The organism is Halomonas colorata (genome assembly GCF_014897985.1).
Classification (GTDB): domain Bacteria; phylum Pseudomonadota; class Gammaproteobacteria; order Pseudomonadales; family Halomonadaceae; genus Vreelandella; species Vreelandella colorata.
Window position 1 is genome coordinate 99971 of the sequence record NZ_JABUZA010000008.1, and the last position, 25504, is coordinate 125474.

21 protein-coding genes are annotated in these 25504 nt (G+C 53.2%); 14 read left to right on the forward strand and 7 right to left on the reverse strand.

The window, feature by feature from the left end; genetic code table 11:
* Positions 1-154: 154 nt before the first annotated feature.
* From INT33_RS06440 to INT33_RS06475, 8 genes are all read left to right on the forward strand, one after another.
* Positions 155-2644: an acyl-CoA dehydrogenase gene (locus INT33_RS06440; protein WP_193091448.1), complete on the forward strand. Its 2490-nt coding sequence runs from the start codon at positions 155-157 to the stop codon at positions 2642-2644.
* Positions 2645-2916: 272 nt separating this feature from the next.
* Complete coding sequence (locus tag INT33_RS06445) at positions 2917-4014, forward strand: ABC transporter ATP-binding protein (RefSeq protein WP_193091449.1); 1098 nt, start codon at positions 2917-2919, stop codon at positions 4012-4014.
* Positions 4007-5107 carry an ABC transporter ATP-binding protein gene (locus INT33_RS06450; protein ID WP_193091450.1) on the forward strand — a complete coding sequence of 367 codons (1101 nt, stop codon included), beginning with the start codon at positions 4007-4009 and terminating at the stop codon, positions 5105-5107. The genes INT33_RS06445 and INT33_RS06450 overlap by 8 nt, the downstream gene beginning before the upstream one ends.
* Entirely contained in the window at positions 5100-5987 is an 888-nt protein-coding gene (locus tag INT33_RS06455) for a carbohydrate ABC transporter permease (RefSeq protein WP_192538984.1), read from the forward strand. The genes INT33_RS06450 and INT33_RS06455 overlap by 8 nt, the downstream gene beginning before the upstream one ends.
* A gap of 1 nt (position 5988) precedes the next feature.
* Positions 5989-6885, forward strand: coding sequence for a carbohydrate ABC transporter permease (locus tag INT33_RS06460; protein ID WP_018915969.1), 897 nt, complete (start codon positions 5989-5991; stop codon positions 6883-6885).
* An 11-nt stretch (positions 6886-6896) separates the two neighbouring features.
* Positions 6897-7169 carry a DUF2160 domain-containing protein gene (locus INT33_RS06465; RefSeq protein WP_193091451.1) on the forward strand — a complete coding sequence of 91 codons (273 nt, stop codon included), beginning with the start codon at positions 6897-6899 and terminating at the stop codon, positions 7167-7169.
* Between the two features lie 69 nt (positions 7170-7238).
* Positions 7239-8990, forward strand: a complete 1752-nt coding sequence (locus tag INT33_RS06470; RefSeq protein WP_193091452.1) for an ABC transporter substrate-binding protein — start codon at positions 7239-7241, stop codon at positions 8988-8990.
* Positions 8991-9224: 234 nt separating this feature from the next.
* Entirely contained in the window at positions 9225-10862 is a 1638-nt protein-coding gene (locus INT33_RS06475; protein ID WP_193091453.1) for a glycerol-3-phosphate dehydrogenase/oxidase, read from the forward strand.
* A 120-nt stretch (positions 10863-10982) separates the two neighbouring features.
* Here INT33_RS06475 and INT33_RS06480 read toward each other — a convergent pair whose 3' ends face one another.
* The 3 genes from INT33_RS06480 to INT33_RS06490 all read right to left on the reverse strand — a co-directional run bounded on the left by INT33_RS06480 (position 10983) and on the right by INT33_RS06490 (position 14417).
* The gene (locus tag INT33_RS06480) at positions 10983-11207 is read right to left on the reverse strand and encodes a hypothetical protein (protein WP_192538979.1); all 225 of its coding nucleotides are present in this window, start codon (positions 11205-11207) and stop codon (positions 10983-10985) included.
* A 452-nt stretch (positions 11208-11659) separates the two neighbouring features.
* On the reverse strand, positions 11660-12418 hold the full coding sequence (locus INT33_RS06485; protein ID WP_192538978.1) for a DeoR/GlpR family transcriptional regulator: 759 nt from the start codon (positions 12416-12418) through the stop codon (positions 11660-11662).
* Between the two features lie 142 nt (positions 12419-12560).
* Positions 12561-14417: an SLC13 family permease gene (locus INT33_RS06490; protein WP_193091454.1), complete on the reverse strand. Its 1857-nt coding sequence runs from the start codon at positions 14415-14417 to the stop codon at positions 12561-12563.
* A gap of 245 nt (positions 14418-14662) precedes the next feature.
* Between INT33_RS06490 and INT33_RS06495 the strand changes: the two genes are divergently transcribed.
* Positions 14663-15307 carry a TenA family protein gene (locus INT33_RS06495; RefSeq protein WP_192538976.1) on the forward strand — a complete coding sequence of 215 codons (645 nt, stop codon included), beginning with the start codon at positions 14663-14665 and terminating at the stop codon, positions 15305-15307.
* Positions 15308-15381: 74 nt separating this feature from the next.
* Here INT33_RS06495 and INT33_RS06500 read toward each other — a convergent pair whose 3' ends face one another.
* The gene (locus INT33_RS06500) at positions 15382-16359 is read right to left on the reverse strand and encodes an NADPH:quinone reductase (RefSeq protein WP_193091455.1); all 978 of its coding nucleotides are present in this window, start codon (positions 16357-16359) and stop codon (positions 15382-15384) included.
* Positions 16360-16538: 179 nt separating this feature from the next.
* Here INT33_RS06500 and INT33_RS06505 point away from each other — a divergent pair, with 179 nt between their 5' ends.
* The gene (locus INT33_RS06505; RefSeq protein ID WP_193091456.1) at positions 16539-17309 is read left to right on the forward strand and encodes a glycerophosphodiester phosphodiesterase family protein; all 771 of its coding nucleotides are present in this window, start codon (positions 16539-16541) and stop codon (positions 17307-17309) included.
* Between the two features lie 9 nt (positions 17310-17318).
* Positions 17319-18179, forward strand: coding sequence for a deoxyribonuclease IV (gene nfo / locus INT33_RS06510; RefSeq protein ID WP_193091457.1), 861 nt, complete (start codon positions 17319-17321; stop codon positions 18177-18179).
* On the opposite strand, the gene INT33_RS06515 is transcribed toward nfo, so the two are convergent.
* On the reverse strand, positions 18149-18736 hold the full coding sequence (locus tag INT33_RS06515; protein WP_193091458.1) for a helix-turn-helix domain-containing protein: 588 nt from the start codon (positions 18734-18736) through the stop codon (positions 18149-18151). The two genes, nfo and INT33_RS06515, sit on opposite strands and share 31 nt — an antisense overlap.
* A 306-nt stretch (positions 18737-19042) precedes the next feature.
* Here INT33_RS06515 and INT33_RS06520 point away from each other — a divergent pair, with 306 nt between their 5' ends.
* A complete protein-coding gene (locus INT33_RS06520; protein ID WP_226940099.1) occupies positions 19043-20254 on the forward strand; it encodes a benzoate/H(+) symporter BenE family transporter in 1212 nt (403 codons plus the stop codon).
* Between the two features lie 77 nt (positions 20255-20331).
* Here INT33_RS06520 and INT33_RS06525 read toward each other — a convergent pair whose 3' ends face one another.
* Positions 20332-20766, reverse strand: a complete 435-nt coding sequence (locus INT33_RS06525; protein ID WP_193091459.1) for a hypothetical protein — start codon at positions 20764-20766, stop codon at positions 20332-20334.
* Between the two features lie 225 nt (positions 20767-20991).
* Here INT33_RS06525 and INT33_RS06530 point away from each other — a divergent pair, with 225 nt between their 5' ends.
* Positions 20992-22725 carry a proline--tRNA ligase gene (locus tag INT33_RS06530; RefSeq protein WP_193091460.1) on the forward strand — a complete coding sequence of 578 codons (1734 nt, stop codon included), beginning with the start codon at positions 20992-20994 and terminating at the stop codon, positions 22723-22725.
* Between the two features lie 603 nt (positions 22726-23328).
* Complete coding sequence (locus tag INT33_RS06535) at positions 23329-24618, forward strand: putative bifunctional diguanylate cyclase/phosphodiesterase (protein WP_193091461.1); 1290 nt, start codon at positions 23329-23331, stop codon at positions 24616-24618.
* 329 nt (positions 24619-24947) lie between these two features.
* Here INT33_RS06535 and INT33_RS06540 read toward each other — a convergent pair whose 3' ends face one another.
* Entirely contained in the window at positions 24948-25466 is a 519-nt protein-coding gene (locus INT33_RS06540) for an FKBP-type peptidyl-prolyl cis-trans isomerase (RefSeq protein WP_192538230.1), read from the reverse strand.
* Positions 25467-25504: the final 38 nt, after the last annotated feature.

The following is a 25504-nucleotide window of genomic DNA, read 5'->3' on the forward strand; positions in this document are numbered from 1 at the left end:
ATGCAGTGTGGCTTGCGCTGAACGGCGCTGGTCTGCCAATATTCAAACATCTGTTCGAATACACCTCACGCTTATGCCCTACTCAGCTGGTTAACGCGATAGACTGAGCAACGATAATAATCGGACAGCGCCTAATAATACATGGAGACGTTCTATGCTCACCCTACTACTTGTAATTCTTGCCGTGGTTGGCCTGCTAATAATCATGCGGCGCGAAGCAGGCGCTTCGGCGGCACTCACGCTGCTTGGCATACTGGGGTTGGTTGGCCTGCTGGTTGATGCCACGTTTATCGGCGTGGTGCTGCTTATCAGCGCCATTGCCGTTGCAGCGGCTGGCCTGCCCGCACTACGCAAACAGTGGCTCACGCCGCGTGTGTTTAATATCTTTAAGAAAGTAGCCCCCAAAGTTTCGGATACCGAGCGTACGGCGCTTGAAGCGGGGAGCGTCTCCTGGGATGGCGAGCTGTTTTCAGGCAAGCCCCAGTGGAGCAAGCTACTCAGCTATACAGATGAGGGCTTGCGCGAAGACGAACAAGCCTTTCTGGACATCCAGTGTGCCAAAGCGGCCGGTATGTGTAACGCCTGGGATATCGCCCAGGAGCGTGCTGACTTGCCTCAGCAGCTATGGGACTACCTGAAAAAAGAAGGCTTCTTCGGGATGATTATTCCCAAGGAGTACGGTGGTCTGGGCTTCTCGGCTAAAGCGCAGTCCATGGCGCTGCAGAAGCTCTCCGCCAATGAGACACTGATGGTTACCGTTGGCGTCCCCAACTCGCTCGGCCCGGGCGAGTTGCTGCTCAAGTACGGTACCGAAGAACAGAAAAACCACTACCTGCCTCGCCTGGCCGACGGCCGTGAAATCCCCTGCTTTGGCCTGACTGGCCCGCGCGCCGGCTCCGATGCCACGTCGCTTCCTGACGTTGGCGTGGTATGCAAAGAAGTCATCGATGGCAAGGAAGTGCTTGGCCTTCGCCTGACGTTCGAAAAACGCTGGATTACCCTGGCACCCATTGCCACCGTAGTTGGATTGGCCTTCCGTTTATTCGACCCTGAAAAGCTTCTGGGCGATGAAGAAGACCGCGGCATTACCCTTGCCTTAATCCCGCGCGATACCCAAGGTATGGAGATTGGCCGCCGCCACCACCCGATCGGCAGCCCGTTTATGAATGGCCCGATTAAAGGCGTGGATGTCTTTGTACCGCTGGATACCATCATCGGCGGCGAAGATATGATTGGCCAGGGCTGGCGCATGCTGGTGGAGTGCTTATCCATCGGCCGCTGTATCACTCTGCCTTCCGGCGCCACCGGTACCGCCCGATATGCACTGGGTTGGAGCGGTGGCTTTACCCGCGTTCGCCGCCAGTTCAACGTACCTGTGGCCGAAATGGAAGGCGTTCAAGAGCCGTTAGCCCGTATGGCCGCTCTGGCCTATATCTCTCAGGCAACGGTATATCAAACGGCTAACCTGATTGATCATGGGGAAAAACCTGCGGTTCCCTCGGCTATTCTCAAAAGTCAGCTAACCGAATTCCAACGCGTGCTATTAAGCGACGCGATGGATGTGCATGGCGGCAAAGCGGTTACCCTCGGCCCACGTAACTATTTAGGTATTGGCTATAGTGCCAATCCGGTCGCGATTACCGTGGAAGGCGCCAACATCATGACGCGCAACCTGATGATCTTTGGTCAAGGCGCGATTCGCTGCCATCCATACGTGCTGGATGAGCTCGCCGCCAAAGATGCCAATGATATCAAGGCATTTGATAAAGCCTTCTTTAGCCATATGGGCCTTATTTTCGGTAACGCTGCGCGTGCATTTACCATGGGTCTGGGCTTTGGTAAGGAAAGCGTGCCGTTTGACGGGCCAGCCGCTGCGTATGCGCAAGATATTGCACGCCTATCCGCCGGATTTGGCCTATGTGCCGACGCCGCCATGGCAAGCCTTGGCTCGGCGCTGAAAAAGCGCGAAATGCTTTCAGCCCGTTTGGGTGATGTGCTTTCAAACCTTTACCTCGCTTCCATGGTGCTTAAGCAGTGGCAGACAGGTGAGAAAGTGGAAGGTGAAGACGCCCTGCTTCACTACAGCTGCCGCTTTCTGCTACACCGCGCCGAACAGGCCTTTGTGGAGATTTTCGACAACCTGCCGAACCGGGCGTTAGGCCGCGTGCTTAATGCAGTCGTCATGCCTACCGGTCGTCGTTGGGATAAACCCCATGATGATTTGGCGCGTGATATTGCCAAGCGGGTATCTACCCATAGCGCGCTGCGCACCAAGCTGCTTCAAAACACCTGGGATGCCGATGACGGTGAACAGCCTAACCCGCTGGCCCGCTACAACGCTCTACTGGTCGACTATGACCGTGCTGAAGCGATCTATCGTACGGTTAACAAGGCCTATGCCAAGGGTGAGCTGCCACAGACGGCGCTTCACCCAGAAGCGCGGGTTGAAGTCGCCTTTGAAAAAGGGCTGATCAGCGAAGAAGAAACTGTCTTCATGCGTGAATTCGAAACCCAGGTACTTGTGATGTTGACGGTGGACGACTTTGCCTACGATGCGTTTGCTATCAATAAAGACACCCTCATTGATCACAACGCTAAAAAGGCGGCTCCCATTCACCAACAGCAGACAGAAAACGCTAAATAAGCATTGGTGTCCAAATAAGCACTGAGTCTCACGTAACAGCCCTTAACCGGCTCCATTATGGAGCCGGTTTTTTAATCTTTATCTACGCCTAAAAGCGTATCCCAATTACCCAAAAACGCATTGCGAGTTCACAAACGGTCAACTAGCCTTTCGGAAACGAAAGCAAAAAACCTAATAACCAACGCCGTTTAATCAATTTTCAACAGCACGCACGATCTAATGATCATCCCCAATTGATCATCTCCAATAACAATGACGCTTGCGAGATCGGCATGTCCTTACATTTGCAAAAGATTGATCACATCGTTAACGGTGTGGCGCACATCAGTGAAATAGACTTAGCCCTTGAACCGGGCTCCTTCAATGTGCTCTTGGGCCGTACGCTAGCGGGTAAAACTACGCTTATGCGTCTTATGGCAGGGCTTGAGCCCCCTACTCAAGGAAAGATCATCCTGGATGGCAAAGACGTGACCAACGTCTCCGTGCGCAAGCGCAATGTTTCCATGGTGTATCAGCAGTTTATCAACTACCCCAGCCTCACCGTTTACGACAACATTGCCTCTCCGCTCAAGCTTGCCAAACATCCTAAAAGCGAAATTGACAAGCGGGTGGGCGAAATAGCCGAGATGCTGCATATCGAACACCTGCTTAACCGCTACCCTGAAGAGCTTTCCGGCGGCCAGCAGCAGCGCACCGCCATGGGGCGAGCGTTGGTCAAGGATGCCGATCTAATCCTGTTCGATGAACCGCTGGTCAATCTTGACTACAAGCTGCGTGAAGAACTGCGTGACGAACTGCGCGAACTGTTCAAGGCGCGCAACTGTATTGCGGTATACGCCACGACCGAACCCAACGAGGCGCTGGCGCTGGGCGGCAACACGGCGGTGCTGCACGAAGGCAAGCTGCTTCAGTACGGCCCTACCGAACAGGTCTACCGTGAGCCCAACGGCCGCTTTAGCGCCGAGATGTTTTCTGAGCCGCCCATTAACATTGTGCCCGGCCAGCTTACCGATACCGAAATCACCTTTGATCAAACGCTGCATTTTCCCTGCGATGACAATCTCAAACGCCTTGAACCGGGTGATTACGACTTTGGTGTGCGCGCGTCCCACCTCACCCTGGTGCCACAAAGCGCCGATGATCTGGCGCTGGATGTACATGTAGACGTTGCCGAAATCAGTGGTTCAGAAACCTTTCTGCATGTTCACCACGAGTGCTTTCCGCTGGTACTTCATCTGGCAGGCATCCACCAATACAGCGTCAATGAGCCGCTGAAAGTCTACTTCCCTACCCATCAACTTTACGCCTTCAACAAACAGGGTCATACGGTTCACATGCCTGCGCGTCAGGGAGGAGCTGCCCATGGCTGAAATCACCCTTAAAGGCCTCGCACACTCCTATGAAAAAACGCCCACCCATGCAGCGGACTATGCCATTCGGCAGATGGACCACGTATGGCACCAGGGTGGCGCCTATGCGCTGTTAGGGCCCTCAGGGTGTGGTAAGTCAACGCTGCTCAATATTATTTCAGGGCTGCTTGAACCCTCTGAGGGTGACGTGCTGTTTGACGGCCAACGGGTAAATGAGCTGCCCCCTGAAGAGCGCAACATTGCCCAGGTGTTCCAGTTCCCGGTGATCTACGACACCATGACGGTGTTCGATAACCTCGCCTTTCCGCTGCGCAACATGAACACCCCCGAGCACCGCGTGAAACCTAAGGTGCTCGAAGTCGCCGATATTCTGGACCTTACCCCGCTGTTAAAACGTAAAGCCAAGAACCTGACTGCCGATGAGAAGCAGAAGGTTTCCATGGGACGTGGTCTGGTGCGCGATGATGTAACGGCCATTTTGTTTGATGAGCCGCTGACCGTGATCGACCCGCAGTTGAAGTGGAAGCTGCGCCGCAAGCTCAAGGAGATTCACGAACGCTTCAATATCACCATGATCTACGTGACCCACGACCAGCTCGAAGCCTCTACTTTCGCAGATAAAATTGCCGTGATGTACGAGGGGCAGGTGGTTCAGTTCGGCACCCCGCGAGAGCTGTTTGAGCGTCCCGCGCATACCTTTGTAGGCTATTTCATTGGCAGCCCCGGCATGAACTTCCTGGCAGTAGAATATCAAGGCGGTCAGGTAATGTTCGGCTCACAGCCCCTACCGGTCAGCGCGCCGCTCAAGCACGCTATCGCCAGCGCGAACGCCAGCAATATCAAGCTGGGTATCCGCCCGGAATTCATCACTATCAGCTCCCACCAGACGACCGAAGGCATACCCATAGAGGTGACCAGCTTGCAGGATCTTGGCACCTACTCCCTATTGACCTTCAGACTCAACGGGCAATCCTTCAAGGCACGCCTGCCCGAAGGCCACCCGCCGGTTGGTGAAACGGCGTTCGCGCACTTCAATAATGCCCATGTTGCGCTGTATATCGATGAATATCGGGTGGAGGCTGAGCATGAATAACAAAGTACCCAATAATAAAGCCTGGCTGCTGGTGCTTCCCATGCTGGTACTGGTGGCGTTCTCCGCCATCATCCCGCTGATGACCGTGGTCAACTACTCGGTGCAGGATGTGCTTGGCCCCAACGCGAGATTTTTTACCGGCACTGAGTGGTTTGAAAGCATGCTCAATGACAGTGCACTTCAAGCAGCATTTCTTCGCCAGATTTCATTCTCGCTGATTATTCTCGCCATTCAGATTCCGCTGGGAATCGGCATTGCGTTGATCATGCCCAAACGCGGCTGGCAAGCCTCAGCGGTACTGATCTTGATTACCCTGCCGTTGCTCATCCCTTGGAATGTGGTGGGCAGTATCTGGCAAATCTTTACCCGGGGAGATATCGGCTTGATGGGCTGGGGTCTGCGCGAGCTGGGCGTTGACTACAATATCACCCGCAACGCGGGCGATGCCTGGGTGACAATCGTGCTGATGGACGTCTGGCACTGGACGCCGCTGGTCGCGATGCTCTGCTACAGCGGCCTGCGCTCGATTCCTGAAGCTTACTACCAGGCCGCGCGCATTGACCGCGCCTCCAAATGGGCCGTGTTCCGCTATATCCAGTTGCCCAAGCTGACCAATGTCCTGGTGATTGCCGTACTGCTGCGCTTCATGCACTCGTTCATGATCTACGCCGAGCCCTTTGTACTGACCGGCGGCGGGCCGGGCAGCGCCACCACGTTCCTGAGCCAGTCACTGACGACCATGGCGGTCGGACAGCAGGATCTGGGCCCTTCGGCGGCATTTTCGCTGATCTATTTTCTGGTCATTCTGCTGGTGAGCTGGGTGTTCTATACCACCATCATGCACATGCAGAAAGACAAGCACCCGCACGGAGGTGCCTAGCATGAGCTACCAACTCGAAAACACTCAGCGCGGCGAAAAGTACACCACCATTTTCAGCAAGGTAACGCCCGCCCAGCGGCGTAACCGCAACGCCCGCTCGCGTTGGCGTGCCAACTGCCTGCTTGGCCTCTATCTGATATTGATGATTCTGCCCATCTATTGGCTGATCAATATGTCGCTGCAGACCAATAGCGAAATTCTCGGCTCAATGACCCTGTGGCCACAAAACCTTACCTTCGATAACTATATCGGCATCTTTACCAATTCGAGCTGGTACATGGGCTACGTTAACTCGATGCTCTACGTGGCGATGAACATGCTCATCACTATCTGCGTAGCGCTGCCGGCCGCTTATGCCTTTAGCCGCTTCACCTTCATTGGCGACAAGCATCTGTTTTTCTGGCTGCTGACCAACCTGATGGCCCCACCTGCGGTATTCTTGCTGCCCTACTTTCAGCTCTACTATTCGGTCGGCCTGTTCGATACCCATATTGCCGTGGCGCTGGCCCACTGCCTGTTCAATATCCCGCTGGCGATCTGGATTCTTGAAGGCTTCATGAGCAGTGTGCCCAAAGAGATTGATGAAACGGCCTATATCGATGGCTACAGCTTTCCGCGCTTTTTCGTCAAGATTTTCATCCCCATGATCCGCTCGGGTATCGGCGTCACGCTGTTCTTCCTGTTCATGTTCTCCTGGGTGGAGCTTCTGCTGGCCCGCACGCTAACCGCGACCAATGCCCAGCCTATCGGCATGATCATGACGCGCACTTCTACCGCTTCCGGCATCGACTGGGGCACCCTGGCCGCCGCCGGGGTTCTCACCATCATCCCCGGCATCTTGGTCGTCTACTTCGTTCGTAACCATATCGCCAAGGGCTTTGCCCTGGGCCGTACCTGAGGAGATTTGCCATGTCCTGGATGGTATGGACCATGCCCACCGCCATATTCTTTTCGTCCATTGCGGCCATGCTGGCAGGGATGACGATATGGGAGATCCTGTCACCCACCATAGAGCGCAAAGGTTTTTTGCCCATTTCCACTACACGCGGGGACAGACTGTTTATCAGTCTGCTCTCTGCTGCGTTTATCCATTTGGGTGTGATTGGCTTCACCTCACTATCCATCTGGATTGCACTAGCGGTATCAGCCATATGGCTGTTGATATTAATGCGCTGGGGCTAGCTGCCAGCGTTTAATCGGTATCAAGGACGGCCAAGCCATCAGGGAAGAACACAACAAAACGAGGTCACCATGCCAAAGCATTACAACAAATTCAGACTGACCACTCTCGCCGCAAGCCTGCTGCTAGCCTCGGGCGCGCTGTCAGCCCAGGAAAATGACGCTCGCGCCATCGCCGAACGCCTGGTCGATGAGCACTTTCAAAACTCAACGCTAAGCCGTGAAGAGCAGATCGAGGAGCTGATGTGGTTTGCCAACGCTGCCGAGCCTTTCCGGGGCATGGATATTCAAACCGTGGCCGAAGGCCTCACGACTCACGTATATGAAAGTGAGGTTCTGACTGAAGCCTTTCAAGAACTGACCGGCATCAACGTCACCCACAACATTATTGGTGAGGGCGATGTGGTGGATACCATGCAGAATCAGATGCAGTCGGGTAACAGCATCTACGATGGTTTTGTGAACGATACCGACTCCATCGGCACGCATATCCGCTATGGCACGACGGTCAATCTGTCTGAAGCGATGGAGAATGAGTGGTCTGACTACACGCTGCCCACGCTGGACCTGGACGACTTTATTGGCTTGCAGTATGGCACCGGGCCGGACGGCAGCCTGTTCCAACTGCCCACCCAGCAGTTTGCCAACCTCTACTGGTTCCGCCATGACTGGTTCCAGCGCGAGGATCTGCAGGAACAGTTCCGGGAAATTTATGGCTACGACCTGGGGGTACCGACCAACTGGACAGCCTATGAAGACATTGCCGAGTTCTTCTCGGAACACGTGGGTGAAATCGATGGCGTCAAGGTATACGGCCATATGGACTACGGCCGCCGCGACCCGTCCCTGGGCTGGCGCTTCCACGATTCCTGGCTCTCCATGGCAGGCATGGGCAGCCCTGGCATTCCCTCAGGCAACCCGGTGGACGACTGGGGAATTCGCGTCAACGAAGATAGCCAGCCGGTAGGCGCCAGCGTGAGTCGCGGCGGCGCTACCAACTCGCCGGCATCGGTATTTGCGATGCAAAAAGCGGTCGATTGGCTACGCGATTTCGCACCACCTGAAGCTCAGGGCATGACCTTTGGGGAAGCAGGGCCGGTACCTGCGCAGGGGCATATCGCTCAGCAGATCTTCTGGTACACCACCTTTACGGCCGACATGGTCGACCCGGCAGTAGCGGTGACGGATGACGAAGGTAACCCTCTATGGCGCATGGCCCCTTCTCCTACCGGCCCATATTGGGAAGAGGGCATGAAGGTAGGCTACCAGGACGTGGGGGCATGGACGTTCTTCGACTCGACGCCTGAAGACCGCCGCACAGCTGCCTGGCTTTTCGCCCAGTTTACCGTGGCAAAAACGGTATCGCTTGAAAAGCTCATGCACGGTTTAACGCCCATTCGCGAGTCTGACATCTTCTCAGAACAGATGACCGAAATGGCCCCCAAGTTGGGTGGCCTGGTGGAATTCTACCGCAGCCCCAACGAGTCCAACTGGACACCTACTGGAACCAACGTGCCTGACTACCCACGTATGGCACCGCTTTGGTGGCAAAACCTGGCGCCGGTAATGAGCGGTGAAGTCACGCCTCAGGAAGGTCTAGACAAGCTGGCAGCGGAAATGGACAGCACCATGAACCGCCTGGCACGCGCCAATGTCTTCGATAGCTACGCGCCGGTACTCAACGAGGAGGAGGATGCCCAGGTCTGGCTAGACCGCGAAGGCGCGCCAAAACCCAAGCTTGATGACGAGATGCCCCAGGGCACGACGGTACCTTACGAAGAGATGATGGAAGCCTGGATGGCGGCTGGTTCACGCCAGGAGTAACTAAGCACCCACCTGCAGGGCGGACAACCGCCCTGCACTAGGCATAATTGACAAGAAACCCTTAAGCGTAAAGCAACCTTCATTGATCGCTGCATCATGAAGGCAGCTTATATGATCGCCAATGTTCACTTTCAAACTTGAAAGATCGAAAACGATCACATATCCTTTCACAAATGAACATAACCGTTTCTAGCTCCGGCTGATACGCTTACCTATCCCACCAATGAGGCTTCCATGACACTGCGCGAACAAAACGTTAGTCAATTAGCGAGCACCACCTTTGACGCGCTGGTGATTGGTGGCGGTATTAACGGTGCGGCCAGCGCAGCGGCGTTGGCTGGCAAAGGGGCGCGTGTCGCACTGATCGATCGTGGCGACTTCGCGGGTAGCACCAGCATGCACTCCTCTAATCTGGTATGGGGAGGTATCAAATATATGGAGAGCAATGATTTTGGCTTGGTGCGCAAGCTGTGCAAAAGCCGCAACCACTTAATCAAGAGCTACCCTTCTACGGTGCAGGAAATTCGCTTTCTTACCACTATCACCAAAGGCTTTCGTCACTCGCCACGCTATCTTTGGGCGGGCACATGGCTTTATTGGTTAATGGGTAACGGGTTTACCAAACGCCCGCGCCTGCTAGCACCCAAGCATATTAAACACGAAGAACCCATTATCAATATCGACCGCTCTATTGGTGGGTTTGAATATTCCGATGCCTATCTTCACGATAACGATGCACGGTTCGTGTTCAATTTTATACGCCACGCGCTCGACTTCGGCGCGACAGCAGCCAACTATGTGGAATCGCTGGGTGCTGAACGTAAAGACGGCGTATGGATCACCAAAGCTCGTAATACCATGGATGGCAGCACGTTTGAAATACGCGCCAGAGTATTGATTAACGCTGCGGGGCCTTGGGTCGATCATCACAATGAGCTTACCGGCGAGCAAACATCTCATCAGCACCTTTACTCCAAGGGCATTCATCTGATTGTGCCCCAGCTGACGGATTCAAAGCGTGTATTGGCCTTCTTTGCTGACGATGGGCGGCTATTTTTTGTAATACCCATGGGCAACCGAACCTGCATTGGCACAACCGACACCCATATGGATCACCCTGATCCGGTGGTTACCCAGGAAGACATCGATTTTGTGTTGGATAATATCAATAAGCGGCTAACGCTGGATAAGCCACTTACCCCCAGTGATATTATTTCTACCCGCTGCGGTGTGCGTCCCCTGGCCGTAGAGTCAGATCAAGGTAGCGATCGTGATTTTCTGCAGCTTTCGCGTAAACACGTAATCGATACAAATACCGATAACGCGCATATCAGTATTTTTGGCGGCAAGCTTACCGACTGCTTAAACGTGGGCGATGAAATCTCCGACGCACTGCTCGCGCTCGGCATAACGCTACCCAAGCCTGATTTTCACTGGTATGGCGAACCGGCATTACCCATCAAGCAGCGGTTTATGGCGCAGGCCAAACGTATGGATCTTGATTCGATGACCGCGCCAACGTCGTCAGAGCCTCTTTCGATACGCCTATGGCGTCGCTACGCCGATAAAGCCTTCGCGATGCTTGAGCAAATCGAAAAAGACCCAAGCCAAGGGGCATTATTGATTGAAGGCACCGAATATATTCGCGTTGAGCTTGAACATGCACGCGATCATGAAATGATTACCGAGCTTGAAGACTTCCTGCGTCGGCGCTCCAAAATATCGCTTGTGGTTGACCAGGAGCAGCTGCGCCATTCAGAAGGTTTAAAACAGGCGTGTCACGTGCTGTTTGGCGAACAGGCCGAACAACGGCTCGCCACCTATTTTGATAATCGCGTTAATACTGCGCAGCCTGAAGCCCTGCAAGCATAGTGCGATAATCATCTCGGTACTTTGAAAGGTTCACTTCACGAAATATAGAGCTACTTATAAAAAAAGCCCCTTCAAACGCTGAAGGGGCTGAGTATCAGACGCTCAACCTCACGCCCTCACCTACTCTTCATTAATGATAAGCAGCTGTGAATCACCGGACAGCACCTCATCCCAGGCTTCATCAAGCGTACAGCCCTTTCGACTATCGATAGTATCGATCACTTCAACGGCGTGCTGGAGCGACTCACGGTTGTTTTTAAGAGCGAGCACCAGTTTAGCCAAATCTAGTTTGCTAAACGTACTGGCTATCTGGTCGGCCTGCTGGCTAAGTTCAATACAGTTCATGGTCAGTACCTCATGGTATGGTCATCCGCTGCTGTATGCGTATCCATCAACACATAGGCAGTCGTCTAATGGCGTATGGTGACGTTGCTACTCATGCCAGGCCGGATAAGTGCCTGGTTCGGTGACTGCGAACGGTCGCAAGCTTTATAGACCTTCGCCCTTTAGCGCCTGGTTATGCTGAAGCACTATGGTTACGTAGCAGGGCTTGAATAGGATAATCGGGATAGCGACCCCCTACCTAAGCCACGCTTTTACTATGGGAGATGGATGGCAAACCAACAATGCATCATTGGACGCACACCGGGTTGTAGCTCGACTACATTAGCCATCAACAGCGCCTAAACGTGTCAAAGACTTACAGCGGCTAAGGTGAAGAGTGAAGGCAGCGTAGCCATCGATTGGGCATTATGGCTACGCGAAGTTTTTACCGGTGGGAATTTATCCGCTCTCGCTTAGGCGACATGCAACATAACTTCATATTGCGAAAGCAGCTGCCGAATAGCCTCTGGCGGCTTACGGTCAGTAAACAGCGCGTCCAGCTGCGATAGGTTGCCTTGGCGCACCACCGGATTGCGGTGGAATTTGGAATAGTCAGCCGCCAGATACACCCGCCGTGAATTGGCAATGATAGCCTGCGCTACCCGTGCTTCCTGGTAGTCAAACTCCAGAAGCGAGCCGTCTTCATCGATACCGCTGATGCCAATAATGCCGTAATCAACCTTGAACTGATTGATAAAATCGATCGTGGCTTCACCGATAATACCGCCATCCCGAGAGCGCACCTGCCCACCGGCGATAATCACGTTGAAGTCTTCTTTATGCTGCAAAATAGCCGCCACGTTCAGGTTGTTGGTGATGATCTCCAACCCCTGATGCTCAAGCAGCGCCTGGGCGATCACCTCATTGCTGGTGCCGATATTGATGAACAGCGATGCATGGTTAGGAATGTGCTGCGCCAGGCAGTGCGCTATACGCTCCTTTTCTTCCAGATGAAGCGTTTTACGCGTGCTGTAAGCCGTATTCACGGTGCTTGATTCAATACCCACGCCCCCATGAACCCGCCGGGCTCGCCCTTCATTGGCCAAGGTATTTAAATCACGCCGAATGGTTTGTGGCGTTACAGCGAAGTGATCAGTCAGCTGCTCAATGCTCATATAGCCGTGTTGGCGAACCAGCTCGACGATCGCATCCTGACGGTATTGTTGATTCATAGGCCCGGCCCGTTCACTTTGTAATTATCGCTAAGCGTAACAGGGTAATAAAATTTTCGAAATCTGATAGTCCTTGATAAATAGTTCTTTGACTAATGCAGAGCGGAAAGGCCAGGCCGCTTACCGAGAGCATGTTTACATCTTATAGCGGCCATACCCATAAGATCGCAGGCAATGCGACGATTAACACAACGACCGAAAGCGGCAGCCCTAATTTCCAGTAGTCGCCAAAGCTATACCCACCGGGGCCTAAGACTAGCGTATTGGACTGATGCCCGATGGGCGTTAAAAAGGCACACGAAGCACTCACGGCCACCACCATCAAAAACGGGTCGATCGATACGTCAAAGCCCTGCGCCAGGCTCGCCGCAATAGGCGCCATCAGCAGCGCTGCAGCAGCATTATTCACCACATTTGAAAGCAGCATGGTAAGCACGAACAGGCCAATCAAGGAGATAAAGATGGGCCACTCGGCACCCAGGGTAAGCAAGGTATTAGCGACAATATCGGCCCCGCCGCTAGTTTCCAGAGCCTCCCCTACGGGCAGCATCGCGGCAAGCAATACGATGACCGGCCCATCAATTGCCTGATAGCCATCACGCAGGGGCAATACACCGATCAACAACGAAACCACGGCGGCACTGCTCATCGCCACGGCCGCAGGCAACAGGTCCAACAGCATGGCGACAATCGCCAGGGCAAATATTCCGATGGAGATAGCCAGCTTACGCGGCTGACCTAAATTAAGCGCCCGGCTGGCTAGGGGCAGGCAGCCGAGAGTTGAAAGGCTATCGCTTATCTCATTTTCGCTGCCCTGGAGCAGCAGGACATCCCCGGTTTTAAAGCGGATATCCCTTAGCCGCTGTTTCAAACGGCTACCATCCCGGGCGACGGCAACTAGGTGCAAGCCAAACTGCTGATTTAAACGCAGCTGCCGGACACTGCGGTTATTCATCATCGAGTCATTACGTACTACAGCTTCGATCAGCTGTAGCCCTTCGGTATTGACCGGTTGGCGGGCATCTGTGCTGTCCGCTTCGTCCTCGGCAGTTTTATCGGTTGTCGCATCGTTTTCATCCGGCGCTTCTTCTGGCTCGGCGATAGCGCTTAAACCCACTTTATCTTCCAGAAGCTTAAGCTCATCGGGCCCAGCCTCCAGCAGCAGAATATCGCCCTCTTGCAAGATGCCGTGAAAAGAGTAGCCCGCCCGGCGGTTATCGTCACGCACGACGGCAAGTACTGGAATAGCCTCCTCAAGCTCATCGCGCAGCTGAGGCAGCGTTAGACCGTTGGCTTTAGAGTCTTTAGTGACATTTAGCTCTACCAAGTAATTCGCGGTATCAAACATCTCGTCGGTAGAGGATTGCCCGCTACGCTTTGGTGTTAAGCGCCAGCCAATGAGCACAATAAAGGCCAGACCCGCCCCAGCTACCGCGATACCTACGGGTGAAAAGCTGAACATGCCAAAGTTTTCGCCGGTAATATTACCTCGATACGTAGAGATAATAATGTTGGGTGGCGTGCCAATCAGCGTAGTAAGGCCGCCCAATAACGAACCGAAGGCAAGCGGCATCAGAAGTATTGAAGGCGAGGTATCATGTTCCCGGGCGAGACGCATGGCGACCGGCAGTAACAGCGCCAGCGCACCAACGTTATTCATAATCCCTGACAGCACCACGACGGTACCCACCAGCACCAGCAGCTGGAGGATCAGCCGATCACCCACTTTCAGCACTTGGTTAGAGATAATATCCACAACGCCAGAACGCTCAAACCCCCGGCTTAACACCAGCACGGCAGCAACGGTAATCACTGCAGGGTGACCAAATCCGGCAAATGCTGAATCAGCGGGCACAAGGCCTAACATCACCGATGCTAAAAGCGCCGTCAGGGCCACCAAGTCATAACGAAAGCGCCCCCAAACAAATGCCATGAGCGTTAACCCCAGTACCATAAATACCAGGGTGCTGGGCGCCAAACCGATCATTTCTGCCGCCATGCCAATCACCTCCTTGTGCCGCCATTGGGTATGAGCAAGGCGACTGCAGTACTCTATCGGCTTGCTTTTCTGAGCCGCCACATAAGCTAACGGTCAAATAACCCTCACACATTAGGCGATATTTATACAACCGTATAGGCCCTGCAGATGATGATGAATAATAAAAAGTTTTCACTTACCTGCCCTTAGCGCCAGAAATCGATAAAATAATAGCGCTTAAGATTTTTTAGCATACTGGAGGTCATATGAACTTGTGTCATCGCTTGCGCGAGGCTGCCCAGCCTTACTGGAATGCCTCGGTCAATCACCGCTTTGTAGACCAACTGCTTGAAGGGCAAATAGCGGATGACGTTTTTGCCCGCTACCTAATTCAGGACTTCCGTTTTTGCGATAGTTTTGTACGCCTACTCGGCGCGGCGGTCTGCGCCGCCGACGACCCGGAAGCCCGTCTGACCCATGCGCGTCAGCTGTCGGTGTTGGCGGGTAGCGAATATCGCTATTTTATCGACTCATTCGAGGCATTAAACATCCCCGAAACACAGTGGCGACACTCCCCGCTGGCAGAGCCAACCCAGGCGTTTATTGCGCTGATGGAGCAGGCCTGTGACTCCCAGGACTATGCATTCATCCTGGTCGTGCTGGTCGTTGCCGAATGGCTTTATCTTGAATGGGCCCAACGCGCAGAGGAGCCGCTGCCTTCTCGGCCAGAGCACCGCGACTGGATCGTGCTGCACAACGAGCCTGACTTTGTTCGCTGGGTGAGTTTTTTATGCGATGAGCTTAACCGTGTGGGCGCCGAGCGCGAATTTGAAACGCTGAGCAAGCCGTTTATTGAAGCCAGCCAAATCGAGCAGCGGTTCTTTGACATGGCGTTTGATAACGAACATTGAGCCGACCGCTTTTCCCCTGACCAATAAAAGCCGCCAGAATAAACGGCGGCCTTTGCTGAAAATATACGACCCTTTCAGGGAAGCAGCACGGTTGACCCCGTGGTTTGACGGTTTTGCAGCGCATCCTGCGCCTTGCCCGCGTCGGCCAACGCATAGCGGTTAGCAACGTCAATTTTGATTTTGCCACTTTCAATCATGCTGAAGAAATCTTCACACATCATTTCCAGGCGCTCGCGCGTATCGGCATAGCCATTAAGGCTGGGGCGCGTTACAAAAAGCGAGCCTTTCTGATTGAGAATGCCGATATTCACGCCATCTACCGGGCCTGATGAATTACCAAAGCTCACCATCAACGAGCGAGGCTTCAAGCAGTTTAGAGAAATTTCCCAGGTGTCCTTACCCACGGAGTCGTAAACCACGTCACACATCTCGCCGTTGGTCAATTCACGTACCCGCTCAACCACGTCTTCTTCGGTGTAGTTAATCGTCGCCCAGGCGCCATTCGACATGGCTAAATCAGCCTTCTCTTTCGAGCTGACCGTACCGATCAGCTTGACGCCCAAAGCCTTGGCCCACTGACATGCGATAGAACCCACCCCACCCGCTGCGGCATGAAACAGAATCGTCTCGCCACCTTTTAGCTCATGGGTCTGGCGTAAAAGGTACTGCACGGTAAGGCCTTTCAGCATGCTGGCGGCGGCCGTTTCAAAATCGATAAAGTCGGGAAGCTTAATCACTTTTGCAGCGGGCAACGTATGCAGTTCGGCGTAAGCGCCCAACGGCCCTTGAGCGTAAGCTACCCGATCGCCCTCTTTTAGATGGGTCACGCCCTCGCCAACAGCGTCGACAACACCTGCGCCCTCGGTTCCCAGGCCTGTTGGCATGGAAGGCGCCGGGTAAAGCCCGGTACGGAAATAGATATCGATAAAGTTAAGCCCAACGGCTTTATTGGCAATTCTTACTTCACCAGCACTCGGCGCTTTCGGCTCAGCATCGGCCCATTCCAGCACCTCGGAACCACCTGTTTTGGAAAGCTGAATACGCTTGGACATAAATGAAACTCCTTGTTAATTATTGGCAACACTAGGTGCTGTTATCCAACCGCGTCACGCTTTAGAAATCAAGCAATCCCTTGAGCTTACTCACATCGACCGCGCTTGAGTGACACGCTGATGTCATAGGCTCGTGCTAAACTCAGATCACTTTAACCGGTAACGCTTTTGGACGAACGATGACCCATCCCGCTATTACGCTTCCCACGCTGATTGCCCATCGCGGATACTCCGCCGCCGCCCCAGAAAACACCCTTGCCGCCGTGCGCGCAGCTTATGAAGCGGGCGCCCGCTGGGTGGAGCTTGATGTTCAGCTACTCGGCGATGGCACGCCGGTTATCTGGCACGATGCTGATGTAGCGCGCTGCTCGGATGGGCGCGGCGCGCTTAATAGGCTCACTTGGCCAGAGGCCCAGGCATTAGATGTCGGCAGCTGGTTTAGTGATCGTTTTGCTGGCGAAAAAATAGCAAGCCTCGAGGCGATGCTCGAGCTTCTTAACGAGCTGGAAATGGGCGTCAACCTGGAAATCAAGGTCAACAAGGGCCGCGACCCTATTGAGCTGGTTGATCGAGTCATGCCAGAAGTACTGGAGGCCCTACTTCCCGAGCGTCTGGTTATCTCGTCCTTCGATCTTAGCGCGCTTCACCACTGCCGCACCTTTGCTTCTAAAAAAGACCTGGCGCTGGGGGTTTTGTTTGGCAGCACGCCCAAAGCGTGGCGTACTCAGTGTGAGGCCGTTGACGCATATAGCATCCATCCGCACTGGCCCCGCCTGAAACGCGCCCAGGCTGACGCCATGCATGAAGCGGGCTATCAGCTGCTTTGCTACACCGCCAACGATCCCAGCGCCTTTCAGAGCCGTTGGAGCTGGGGGATTGCTAGCGTGATTACTGATGAACCTGCTATTTTTCAGCGCTTTCTGGATAATCAACGCTTAGCCAAACAGTAAGGGATAACAATGAAGTATGTAGGTGCCCATGTAAGTGCTGCCGGAGGTGCAGATCAGGCGGTACAGCGGGCGGTTGAGATCGGCGCAAATGCCTTTGCACTATTTACCAAAAACCAGCGCCAGTGGCAGGGCAAGCCGCTGACCGAGCAAGCCATCAAGGCATTTAAAGATGCCTGCCGCCAGCACGGCTTTAAACCTGAGCAGATTTTGCCCCACGATAGCTACCTGATTAACCTGGGCCACCCGGAAGCCGAAGGTCTGCAGAAATCGCGCAACGCTTTTTTAGATGAAATGCAGCGCTGCGAGCAGCTAGGTTTAACGCTGCTGAATTTTCACCCAGGCAGTCACTTGAACAAGATCAGTGAAGGCGACTGCTTAAAGCGCATTGCAGAGTCCGTTAATGAAGCTCTCGCCCAGACCATGGGCGTGACCGCGGTGATTGAAAACACCGCCGGGCAAGGCACCAATCTTGGCTGGCGCTTTGAGCATCTTGCTGAAATTATCCAGCATGTCGATGATAAATCGCGCGTCGGCGTGTGTATTGATACCTGCCATGCGTTTGCCGCCGGATATGATTTGCGCAGCCGCGAGGCAACGCAGGCCACCCTGGATGAGCTTGGCAGCGTTGTAGGATTTGAGTATCTTCGCGGGATGCATTTAAACGATGCGAAAAGCGGTTTTGCCAGCCGGGTAGACCGTCATCAAAGCTTGGGAAAAGGCAATATTGGCCTGCCAGCGTTTATCACCATCATGCAGGAGCCACGTATCAGCGGTATTCCCATGATTTTAGAAACCGTCGAGCCTGAAATCTGGGATGAAGAAATCCGCTGGCTGCGTGCTCAAGCGTTGGATGCCGCGCCGGGTAAATAGTGAATCACATCATGAAAGCGTAAACGTGTTATCGCGGTATTACGCATTGCGTGGGGGCGGTCAGCGAAAAAGCGCAGCCCCTCGCCCACGCCAAGCGTTTGCCAGCGCTCATCAATACGCAGCTCCATTTCTCCTTCAATCACCACAATATGTTCTACCACGCCCTCGGCATGTGGCGTTGACTCACTGATCGCACCGGGCGCCAACTCGATGATGAACATCTCAAAGCCTAACAACGGATCGTAAGGGAAAATCAGCCGTGCCTGCATGCCCGCGCTGTCATCCCCCCATACCGACTCCCCGCTATCCCGACGTAGTTCGCCCTGCACCGGTTTCTGACTATCGAACAGGGTAGAAAACGACACCCGAAAGCCACTGGCTATTTTCCAGAGTGTTGAGATGGTCGGGCTGGATTCACCGCGCTCGATTTGTCCGAGCATCGCTTTGCTGACTCCGGTTTCACCGGCAGCACGATCCAGGCTCCAATCACACTCTTTACGCAGTCGTTTAACGGTACTGGCAACGTGCTCAGCAATAGCGGGGGGCTGGGTAGGCATTATTATCTCCTCAGGATTTGGCTATTTTACCTCTCTAATCCCCGTTAAAACAGCCAGCCTACTCGGGCTATTACTGAGTTCTTAAATATTTGATCGTTCAAGCATCTAGCGCTTACGGGCAAGCGTCAGGGTTTATAAAACGTTAGGATTTATAAAACTTCGGTGTTTATTCTAAATCCCAATCTTCAACCCAATTGTGCGTTATGACGCACAGTGATAGTGTGACCTTTGTGCGCTATAGCGCACATAAAAATTTAATCATAACCATTACTTGATAGACATCCAGCCACCTTAGAGGAGCGCAGTATGGCGGCCAATAATGATGCTATAGAACAGGCCCAGCCGCCTGCCAAGCGGCCCGCCTTCTGGCAAGATGTCAGCCTTTCAACCGTCACTGCAGGATTTGTCGCGGTCACGATTGGCTATACAAGTTCTGCTGCGATTATCTTTCAGGCAGCCGAAGCCAGCGGCGCCTCTGCCGCGCAAATCAGCTCCTGGCTTTGGGCGCTGGGTATTGGCATGGGGTTTACATCCTTTGGCCTTTCATTGCGTTATCGCATGCCGCTGCTTACCGCCTGGTCTACGCCGGGGGCAGCTTTTCTGGCGACCAGCTTGCCGGGCATTCCGCTTGAAGAAGCTATCGGGGCTTTTCTTTTCTCGGCGCTATTGATAACCCTATGCGGAGTAACCGGTCTTTTTGAGCGCTTGATGCGCTACATTCCCGGCGCGATTGCGGCAGCGATGCTGGCCGGTATTTTGCTGCGCTTTGGACTTGAGCTATTTAACGCGATGGAAAGCCAGTGGCTAATGCCCCTGGTGATGCTAGCCGCCTGGGTAATGGGTAGGCGCCTTTGGCCAACACTGGCGGTGCCCGGCGTACTGTTAACCGGCATAGCGGTTGCGATACTGCAGGGGCAAATCAATCTGCAGGGTATTCCGCTGTCCCCCACTATGCCTGTGTTTATGACGCCTGCGTTTTCAATTGCCACATTAATCGGCGTGGGCATTCCGCTTTTTGTTATCACCATGGCAACGCAGAATCTGCCGGGCATGGCGGTATTACGGGCTGCGGGCTATCAAGTTAACAGCTCACCGCTGATCAGTTGGACCGGTGGGGCCTCTCTGCTTCTTGCGCCCTTTGGTGGTTTTGCGCTCAATATGGCCGCCATCAGCGCTGCGGTTTGCATGGGCCCAGATGCTCATGCCGACCCTCGCCGCCGCTATACGGCGGGTATGGCCGCCGGCGTTTTTTGTATCATCATGGGGATTTTCGGTGCTACGGTGACCGGGGTGTTTAATGCGCTCCCCAGCGTGCTGGTTATCGCCCTGGCGGGCATTGCGCTATTGGGTACGCTTGCCGGAGGTTTGGCAAGCGCCTTTGCTGATAGCCGTCATCGCGATGCGGCCATTGTCACCTTTTTACTGACGGGTTCGGGCATTACGCTGCTGGGTATGGGCGGGCCTTTCTGGGGTTTAGTGGCAGGATTGATTACCCTGAAACTGACCGCTGCCAAATAGGCTGCCCATAAAACGACAAAACCCCATACGCGTTAGCGCCTCTGGGGTTTTGTGTAGCAATGCAGTCTGTGGACAATTTACATGGTTGCCAGGCGCTCTTCATCCATTACGCCCGACATTCGCACCATGGCGAGCGCTTCTTCCAAATTATCTACCTCTTCAATCATCACCAGCTCGCTTTTTAAACTTACCGGCTTGCCCGCTTTATCGGACAGCAGCTTTTCAAGTGACGCCACGTTCAACGTATCCTCCAGGTGCAGAACATCAACAGATGCGCTGTTATTGCCTGGCAAATAGATAGTGCCATTTGAAAAATCGACCGCGTAGGCAATAACGCCCGGCACGATAAAAAACAGAAGGCCCACACCGTTGGCAACCGCAATAACCGGGTCGATCTGGCCGCTTAACTGGCCTTTTCGCTCAGGGTGAAACATAGTACCGCAACCACTCAACGTTATAATGGAAGCGCCTACAACGGCCCCCGCTAACCAACGGCGTACAGATTGCTGCATGAAGGTCCCCTCATTAATAAATAGAAACGATAGCGGTATTGAGGCTGAATTATTGAAATAATGCTCGTCATCGCTCGCAAAATCACGGCCATATTAGCACAAACTACCCGGCGCACAGCGCTTATGGCGGCTGCATGATTTTGCCGCCTTAACCGCTAAGACGTACAATGCTCACATTCAACGCTAAGCCAGCGGCTTTTTTAACACTAAGGAATTTTACCGCCCATGCGCGCCAGCCAATTATTAATCGCTACGTTAAAAGAAACCCCGGCCGACGCCGAAGTCATTAGCCACCAGTTAATGCTGCGTGCTGGGATGATTCGCCGCCTCACCTCAGGCCTTTATACGTGGTTGCCTCTAGGCCTGCGTACACTACGCAAAGTAGAAGCTATTGTACGTGAAGAGATGAACCGTGCTGGCGCCCAGGAAGTATTGATGCCCGCCGTTCAGCCAGCCGAGCTATGGCAAGAGTCCGGCCGCTGGGAGCAGTACGGCCCTGAGCTTCTGCGCGTCAAAGACCGTCATGAACGTGACTACTGTGTGGGTCCGACTCATGAAGAAGTGATCACCGACCTCGTGCGCAAAGAGATCGCAAGTTACAAGCAGCTGCCGGTCAATTTCTACCAAATCCAGACCAAGTTCCGCGACGAAATTCGCCCGCGCTTTGGGGTAATGCGCTCGCGTGAGTTCATCATGAAAGATGCCTACTCCTTCCACTTGGATGAAGCATCACTGAAAGAAACATATCAGGGCATGTACGATGCCTACACGCGAATCTTTACTCGCTTGGGTTTGGATTTCCGTCCGGTGATCGCCGATAACGGCTCTATCGGCGGTACCGGGTCCCATGAATTCCATGTGCTCGCAAGTTCCGGCGAGGACGACATCGTGTTCTCCAATGAGTCTGACTACGCCGCCAACATGGAAAAGGCCGAAGCCTTACCAGCGCCGTTAGGTAGCAACGTTCAGCGCGCAGCACCTAGTGAAGAAATCCGTGTAGTGGATACGCCGAACGCCAAAACCATCGCAGCTCTGGTTGAACAGTTTAAACTGCCGATCGAGAAAACCGTCAAAACGCTGATGGTTCATGCTGCCGAAGGCGGATTGATTACGCTGCTGGTGCGTGGCGACCATGAGTTAAACGAGGTGAAGGCAGAAAACCTTCCTCAGGTCGCGACACCACTTACGATGGCCAATGAAGAAGAAATCCGTGCCTCTGTAGGTGCAGGCCCGGGCTCTCTGGGGCCAATCGGCCTTAAGATGCCGGTTATTATTGACCGTAGTGTTGCCTTGATGAGTGACTTCGGCGCGGGCGCGAATATTGATGGCAAGCACTACTTCGGCATTAACTGGGAACGTGATGTTGCCCTGCCCCAGGTTGCCGATTTGCGTAAGGTGCAAGAAGGTGACCCGTCACCCGATGGTAAAGGCACGCTTTCAATCAAACGCGGCATCGAGGTAGGCCACGTGTTCCAGCTGGGTCAGAAATATTCTGAAGCCATGAATGCAAGCGTGCTGGGCGATAACGGCAAAACCAGTCATCCGTGGATGGGGTGCTATGGTATTGGTATTACTCGGGTAGTGGCAGCCGCCATTGAGCAGAACCATGACGACGCAGGAATTACCTGGCCCAATGCAATTGCGCCCTTCCAAGTAGCGCTTGTGCCTATGAATGCGCACAAGTCGCAGCGCGTACGGGAAGAGTCAGAGCGTCTCTACCAAGCGTTAACTACCGCAGGCCTGGACGTCCTACTGGATGATCGCGATACGCGCCCCGGCGTTAAGTTTGCCGACCTGGAACTGATGGGCGTTCCGCATCGCTTGGTAATTGGTGATCGTAGTCTGGATAACGGCGAGCTTGAGTACAAAGGCCGTCGCGACAGTGAAGCAACAATGGTGCCCTCTGAGCGTATTGTTGATTTCCTGCTTGAAAAAGCCAGCGTAAACCAGCCCCAGTAAGCGTTAGGCTGCCCACCGCTATGTTCTTTAACGAGTAAGCGTGGCGGTGGGTGGTGGTTAATCAAGCTCTTGGGGTAGCTATTAATTAGCAAAAAAGGGTATCGTTCAAAAACGCATCACGTCGTCATCATTACTTTATGGTTATTAACATTATTCTGCTATAAAAGTGAGCGAAGAATGCACTTTAGAATGCGCCTCTTTTTAACTTTTCTATTGGTTATTCTTCTGTCACAGCTGCCTATCGGTATCCTGCTCGTTATCGACCCCTACTTCGCCTCCTCTACTAAAAGTCCTCAAATCGCTTATTCAGCCCTGTTTAACGCCTTACCCGATTCGCTGTCAGCGCTTTCAAATGGGTACAGATGGCTAAAAAAAGAACTTCTAGTAAGCTCAATGTTAACCATTGGATGCTTAATTCTTTTTTCGTTATGGATATCCAAACGCTTAAGTTCGCCACTCAGCAAACTCAGCCATACGGCCAGCCAAATAAGCGACGGCTATCGATTTACCCTATCATCGCAAGTCCAAAAACACCCCGAAACCCGGCTTATCAGTAACACAATTCTGACTTTACAAGCCGATATTGAAAAGCGCGACAAAACCTTGCTGTTCCAAAACAGAAGTGACCCTCTCACCCAACTACCTAATCAAGTAGCCGCGTTTGATTCTTTGGAAAATCTGGTTGCGCAGCAGACGCCGTTTACCATCATGCGCTTAGCCCTGCATGAGTTACGCGCTATCAACAGTACCTTCGGGTATTCCGTAGGCGACCAGGTATTAATTGCCATTGCGGATAGACTGCGTGATTTCTCAAGCCCTCAACATCATCCATATCGGCTGACTAACAATGAATTTTTAATTATTAATGAAGGCGACCCATCCAATAGCGCGTGGTTGGAGCTGCTGATTCAGCACCTTTCAAACACAATTGCGGTCAATCACCTCTCAACGGTTAAACCTATATGCTCCATCGGCAGTGTGAGCTTTCCTAACGACGGTAGCTCGGTACAACAGCTGTTTCGACGAGCCGATATTGCTCTTCAGCAAGCCCAGGATAAAGCCGTGCGCTACGAGCTTTATACCGAAGACTTGGATAAGCTGCAGCTTCGCAAACGTACCTTGATCAACGATTTGCCAAACGCTGTTACGCATGACGAACTATGGATAGATTATCAGCCCAAGGCAGCGCTTAATACTGGAAGGATAGAGCATTTTGAAGCACTGATTCGCTGGCACCATCCCACTCTCGGGCTTATTCGACCTGATGAATTCATTGAACTGGCCGAACGCTCCGGCAATATTTCGCTATTGAGCCAGTGGATGTTGATTCATGTGTGCCAGCAGCTACATATATGGAATCAAGCTGGGCAACGTTTATCCGTCGCGATCAATTTATCCGCGAGTGATATTATCAACTCACAGCTTCCTCAGCAGCTGGAACAGCTACTTAAAACCTATGATTTAGCCCCACGCCAGCTTGCTATTGAAGTTACCGAAACCACCGCCATGCAGGATATGAGTCAGGCCGTTAATATCCTAAAAGAGATTTCAGCGCTAGGTATTGTGCTGGCCATTGATGACTTCGGTACGGGCTACTCGTCACTAGCCCAACTAAAGCGCCTGCCGTTTAATGAACTTAAAATCGACAAGTCCTTTATTCTGCGATTAAACACCGATGAAGACGATCGATTGATTGTGCGCTCGACCATCGAACTGGGCCATCGACTGGGCTTGAAGGTCATTGCTGAGGGCGTTGAAAATTACGAAACAGCGGCCCTGCTATTCAAGATGGGCTGCGATTATCTGCAAGGCTACTGGATTGCCAAGCCGATGCCCTCGCATCAGGTACTGGACTGGCTGAAACACTTTAAAAAGCTCACATTTGATCAATAGCCCCCGGTTACTATCGCGCTAATTTTTTCCAAAAAAAAACCGGCCCAAAAGGCCGGAAAAAAAGGAAGCTTACTCGTTAAAGTAACCTCCCTCCCCTGACAAGAGGCTTAGCAGATTATTAAGTCAAAGAGGGGCTCTTTAAAACGACGCCCACTGCTTAACACCTACTAACCAAGAAAACGGTTTACAAGCGGTACAACGATACGAATTACCCAATGCCCAGTAAGCAATCTTTAAACAATCTTTAAAAAATGCCTTAACCCAGCAGCTGATTAATATCTTATCGGAGTTCAGCTAAGTTAGTGCTGACCTGGATCAAGTTTTAAATATTAAAGAACCTTCCGATCTTCTACTTTACTGTGTTCGGTTCCAGGCGGAAGCGGGTGACCCTTGGCAAGCTCTGCGCGCGTTGCATCACGTGTGTCCAGGATTTTCACCCGATAGCTGAGCGTGCGGCCCGCCAGGGGATGATTGGTATCAATGGTAATGCGGTCGCCCACCACATCTACTACCGTGACAATTTGTGGGCCGGCTTCGCCTTCGGTCTGAAAACGGCTGCCGGGCGTCAAATCAGCATTGCCGAACGAGCCACGCCCCACTTCCTGCACCAGCGCTTCATTACGCATGCCATAGGCGTCAGCAGGAGCCAAGGTTACGGTGGCCGCATCGCCTACCTTTAGACCGGCCAGCGCCTGTTCCAGGCCCGGCACAATATTGTCGTGGCCGTGCAGGTACTCAAGCGGCTTATCCCGCGCGTTAGAATCATCGAGTACTTGCTCGCTTCCATCGCTTAAAATGTCGCTAAGCACGTAGTGCAACGTAACGACCTGATGTGCCGTGATCGACATGCAAAACTCCTCTCCGGTAAGCTATCGACTTTGTCGTA